2 protein-coding genes are annotated in these 5,223 nt (G+C 57.5%); both read right to left on the bottom strand.

Annotated elements, in window-relative coordinates; translation table 11 throughout:
- Positions 1-284: 284 nt before the first annotated feature.
- On the bottom strand, positions 285-986 hold the full coding sequence (locus H0H10_RS41650) for a TGBp1 family protein (protein ID WP_223180339.1): 702 nt from the start codon (positions 984-986) through the stop codon (positions 285-287).
- Between the two features lie 2 nt (positions 987-988).
- The gene (locus H0H10_RS41645; protein WP_188183154.1) at positions 989-5,152 is read right to left on the bottom strand and encodes a hypothetical protein; all 4,164 of its coding nucleotides are present in this window, start codon (positions 5,150-5,152) and stop codon (positions 989-991) included.
- Positions 5,153-5,223 lie beyond the last annotated feature (71 nt).

The raw sequence follows: 5,223 nt of genomic DNA, 5'->3' as shown, positions 1-5,223 counted from the left end.
GAGCAGGGCAAGAGCAAGGAATGTCAGGACGAGGGCGGCGGTGAAGACAGCCAGAGAGGTGGATGAGGGCCAGGAGTGCGAGGACGAGGAGGGCGGCATGCAGTTGGGTGGGTTTGAAGGGGTCTCGGTGGGGTGAGCAGTAGTCCACAGATTTGGTGCCGTCCCGGTAGCGGCCCCCGTGAGGGAGGCTGTGGATGTTGTCGCCGGTGTGGGGAAGGGTGGAGCGGGTGAGAAGGAAGATGGCTGCCGCGACCGAGAATCCGACTACTGCTGGGATGAGGGCTTTAGTGGGATCGGGAGGAGGGGTAAGGCGGAGGGGCGAGGACATGGAGCTCCTTGCGATGGCGGGTTAGAGCGATGTAGAGCTCCTGGGGGCTGGGGTGCTGTTTCAATGGGGAGAGGGAGACGACCGTGACAACGGGGAATTCCAAACCGAGGACCTTCCTGGGGCACAGAAACGGGACGCCGTGGGCCTCGAGGAGGCGTGCGCAGTCGGTGTCGAGCGCGAGGATCTGGCCTTGCAGAGTGCCTTCGAAGATGGGGCTGAGTGTGAGGGTGTCCTGCTCCGAATCCGGGGCGCTAACTATGTCAATGCCGAGGGAGGAGAGGAGGGAGCAGGTGTCCGGGCCGAATCGGTGGGTTACGTTGCGGGTGAAGTGGGGGGGGAGGCAGTTTTCTGGGTGTTGGAGGGGGTCCGCGATGAGGGCGTCCCAGGATCCTTTGACTGGGACCGCAGGGTACTCGTCGAGGATGTTGAAGTGGTTGGAGAGGGGAACGTTGGCCGGTCGAATGTATCTCTGGCTCAGGTTGGGGGGGTCAGGGATTCCGTGGGTCTGCACGTAGAAGGGTTGTGGGAGGGTAAGTAGGTGTCGGAGGAGGGTGGACTTTCCGGCGCCTGCTACTGCGTGGATGACGAGGGGGCGGGAGAGGGGGAGGTTGGTCCTAGTGTATCCGAGTCTTTGGAGCTCACTCACCAAGGTGTCCATCACTATTCGAGAGTGGCCAGGTAGGTCCCCTTAGTCAGCTTAACTAAGGTTCTAACCGTTTCCTGGTGGAGTTCTGCTTGCTCTGGGGAGAGAATTTCGTACAGGGAGTCCTTTAGGGCATAGGCCAGGCCGACGTCTCTCTCATAATTGCCTGCCGCCTCCACGAGCTCTTTCTTGCTTCCCGAAGTCGCTTGGAGTAGTTTGAGAGAGGCAAAGAGTTTAGCCGGGTCCTTGATGAGGCCCTTTGGCGTAATAAGATAGCCGCAGAACTCTGCCCAAGCCCCGGCGACTTGTGGGGCGTAAACGGGCTTGGCCTCCAGGGCAAGTGATTTCGCGATCAGCTTGAAGGAGGGTCTCTCGGGTGGCACGCAAGCGATCGCGGAGTCATCTCCAGCATAGAGTTGTGCCGTGCCTGGCGGGATGTCAAACCTCGTGTGCGTGTAGGCGATGTTGCACTCAGTGTTGGCGTCGAAGGTCGGTCCCTCACCTGTAAGTCTCATGATGCCTAAGACTCCAAGGAAAATCTTTGCGTTCAGCTTAATGTCCAGGTATCCTTGGATGATCTCCTCTGGGATGTTGAAGTGTTTGGCTTTGAGGATCTCGAACTGGAGCATTGCCCCGTCCTGGGATTGGTCGAAGGCGGTGAAGTCATTAGCGTAGGACGCTGGCTTGAAGTCCCAGTAGTTTTGGATGAAGCGGGAAAGATCCTTTGGGGTAGCCTCGCAGTTGATCTTGATGTGGTTTGGGCCCAAAGCTTCACGGAACCTCCTCATGTACCTGGCCATTGTTCCGTACAGCATGACGGCGTGTTGTTGGAATGAGGCTATGGTTTGCCCGGCCTTGATTTTGGGTCCGCCTAGCTTCTCCATCTTCTTCACCCACTGTGACTTGAGGAAGAGCAAGATTTGGTGCTTTTCGAAGTCCGGGGATTGTCTCCTCTCGCCGTTTTTGAGCATGTTCATAGGCTTGGAGAGGTAGGTGTTCTGCACCTCGGCTGCGGACAGTCTCCAGAGATCCTCTGAGAAGGGAAGTGGCTCCTCTGGAAGGGTCATAGCCTTCTTGTAGTGCAGCCAGAGGATGTCCCCGATGTCCTTCTTCTTGTAGAACTCCTCCCAGTTCGCTTCGGGGCTGCTAATTGTCAGCCTAGCTTTGATTGTTTCCCAGAGGAGAGCTTCGTCCTTGGCCTGCTGGTGGGGGAAGAGCTGGACCAAGGGGTTTTGTGTTTGTACGCAGTTGGTGTGGCCCCGGTCCTCCGTGAAAATCTCCCGTTCGAATTTTTCAGGCACTTTTTCCATGTAGGCCCCGAGCGCGCACGATGTGTTTTCCACTGGGAAGTGCGTCTTGGGCTCTGGGTCTGGCCTGGGGTCCGCGTTCGGCAGCTGGTGCGCCGCGATAGCCTCCTCTCTGACCGTGCTCAGGAAGGCTTTCAAGTAGGGTGTGGCCTCAAGTTTCTCCCAGAAGGAGCTGTGCGTTGGCCCTGTGTTGATGAAGTGTATGGAGTGGACCGCCCGGGACAGCGCTGTGTAGAGTACCTCCTTGGAGCACATGACCGTGTCGTTGTCCAGCAGTATTTGGATTTTTGGGGCGGTAATGCCTTGACAGCCCGCGTAGGTGGAGACTTTGTGTCCCATCTCGCCGTAGGCTGACTTCTTTAGGAGAGAGGGCACGAGGAGGTGAAGGTCCTTGATGGGTTGGAACCCCATGGTTATCTTGGTCTCCCCCTCCTTTTCGGAGTAAACCTCCAGTTTGTTGGCGAGGTCCCTCTTGTTCCGATGAGTGGCATTGATGTAGTAGCGGCAGAGGGGTTGGAACACTTCGGTGGCAGGAGCGAGTTGGGAGATCATGGCCTGCTCGTTGTTCTCATGGTGGGTGCTCTGTCTCGCGTCTCCCGTGAGGATTACGAGTTCCACTCTAGTCTGCACTGCCACATAGGCTTCGATGTAGCCGGCTGGCAGTTTGCCGTAGTCGTCGAAGAGGACCACCGGCGACGAGACTCCAGTGAACGCCCGCTCGTAGGTTTTGATCTTTTCTGGCCTTACTTTCGGGGCTTTGGCCATCCAGTCGAGCCGGAGCTCGTTCGTGGGCAGGACTACCTGGAGATCCACATCCGGGTGTTGCCTCAGCAATTCCTGGAAAGCGAAGGACTTGCCTGAGCCGCCGCATCCGTGGATCACAGAGAGCCCTACTGTTTTCTCCAACCTCTCCGCTTTGAGGGTTTGGGTCTCTTTCCAGGTGGCGCTTTCCTTGAGGAGAAGCGCTCCCGTCCTGTGGTTCTTGATGTCGGAGGTGTAGGACCGGGCTCGGAGGGGGCAGGGGGTCCAGGGGGTCGGTTTGCGTGAGAGCTTCTCAAGGACTCCCATAACCAGTTCGTGTCCCTGAATTTGACTTATTGGGAGGCCGCTGACGATGTTCGTGATTGGCATGATAACTGAATTGTCATGCGGGCTCCTTTGGATTTCTCGGGCCTGGAACCCAAGTCCCCGGAGGATCGGGGTCCACTTGTTCCAGGGAAGGGCGTCTTCAAGCGTGGAGACAGGCCGGGTGATCATCTTTTGGCCTTCTGGCTGCTTCTCCTGCTCCGGCGGGATGGCGGGTCTGGCCACCTCCTTCTCCTGCTCTGGCTGGGCCGCACTGCTGGGGCCTCCGAACCCAGGGGGGGGGGAGCCGTGCGGGACTTTTAGTGCCAAGACTCGGTGGGTGATGTCCTCCTCGGGGGCTGTAGTGTGCGGGGCGAAGAGCGTGGTCCCGTGGGGGTTGTTGCAGAGGAGAGCAAAGGCTTCGGCCTTGGGGTCAGTCTCGTCCAGTCCCGTGAGGAGGGCGTTGCCGTAGTACCTTGCCACTTCTGCCCGTAGCTCCTCGGGGAGGCCTGGACCGAGCTCATTTCCGAGGGGGAGCGCTTTAAAGCTGCCTCCCAAAAATCTTTCCCATGTGCTTCCCGTGTGGTAGGCCATCACTTGCTCGGTGAAGGTGATGTCCGTCCACTCGAGGGCCTTCATGAGTCTCACGAACTCCTCTCGGCCGAAGATGGTCTGTCTCATTTTCTCCATCCAACAGATAAGGGGCTTGAGCAGCCTTCGGAGTGCCGACCCTGAGAGAATGTCATCGAAGCAAGTGACTGAATCGAGCCTCGAGATGAGGAGGAAGTAATTCACCACTAGTGTGATCTCCTTTGGGTCCAGTTCTTGGAGGTCATCAGTCTTCGTCAGCTGCCTGAACTTGGCGTACAGGTCGGTCTCAGTGGGCTTCTTGATGCTCTTCAGGTAGAGAAACATCTGTTGGAGGAAGGTTTTGGTGTAGGGCGTCCGGGAGTTAAACTCTGTGGGGAGGAAGATTGCGGGGAGTGTGCAGTATGCCCGCATGGGTGCAAAAGATCTCATGGGGGGGGTGTTGAGGCGTCCTCTAATGAACACGAAGAGGTGGTTCGCCGCTTTGGTTTCGATCCGCTGGGCAGTGATGCAGTTCCCTGACGGTGAAACGATGTGTCCTACGTCCAGCCACTGAAGCTGTGAATACGTGTGGCAGTAGGAGGCCCCGGCGTGTCCTCCGGGGAGGTATATGAAGTGGTCTTTGAGGTATTGCAATGTGTAGACCAAGGGGTGGAGGGAGCGGAGTTTGTGCTTTGCCTCTGGTGGCAGCACCATGGTGGCATAGAGAGTGTTTAGGTGCGGGGAGCGGTCGAAGAGGTCTGTGAGGAACGCTGGCTCCAGGAAGTGTAGCGTGTCTCCCATGAATGCCATCTGTGTTTGGATTGGGGGAATGGCGCTGCAGATCGTGTCTAGTGGGTATCGGGCAGCATCTTTGGGCTCGAAGAGGGTGTTGACAAAGACGTCTCCTTGTTGGGTTCCTCTTCGGAAGTATTGGAGTTTCGCCCGTTTCATGAAGAGGAATGTTACGGGGTTCTCCTTGGGCATGTAGTGCGATACGCTCGCGTACAGGTCCAGCTCCAAGCACTTGGCTGCTGCATGGGTGTGGGCCGCGACGGCGTATGGGTCTGAAATGATGCCCTGGCGCTCTAGAAACTCGGCAGTCTCTGATGGATGAGCGTAGGGGTTGAGATGTTTGGCGGCTTGGAGTGTGGTCCGGATGGATTTGTAGGCCTCTTCTTGGATGACCGCCTTGAGGGAGGGGTCTGAGATGGATGCGAGTACTTGGCTAACGCGAGACATAATGGTTCCTCTAGACACGTGGTCGCTCGAGGGCCGTTTAGGGTCCAATATGCTCTTTCGTTAGGTTTTGG

The sequence above is a fragment of the Streptomyces griseicoloratus genome (assembly GCF_014534645.1).
Taxonomy (GTDB): Bacteria; Actinomycetota; Actinomycetes; order Streptomycetales; family Streptomycetaceae; genus Streptomyces; species Streptomyces griseicoloratus.
Note: the sequence above shows the minus strand (reverse complement) of the source record. Positions and strands in the feature narration are given on the sequence as shown.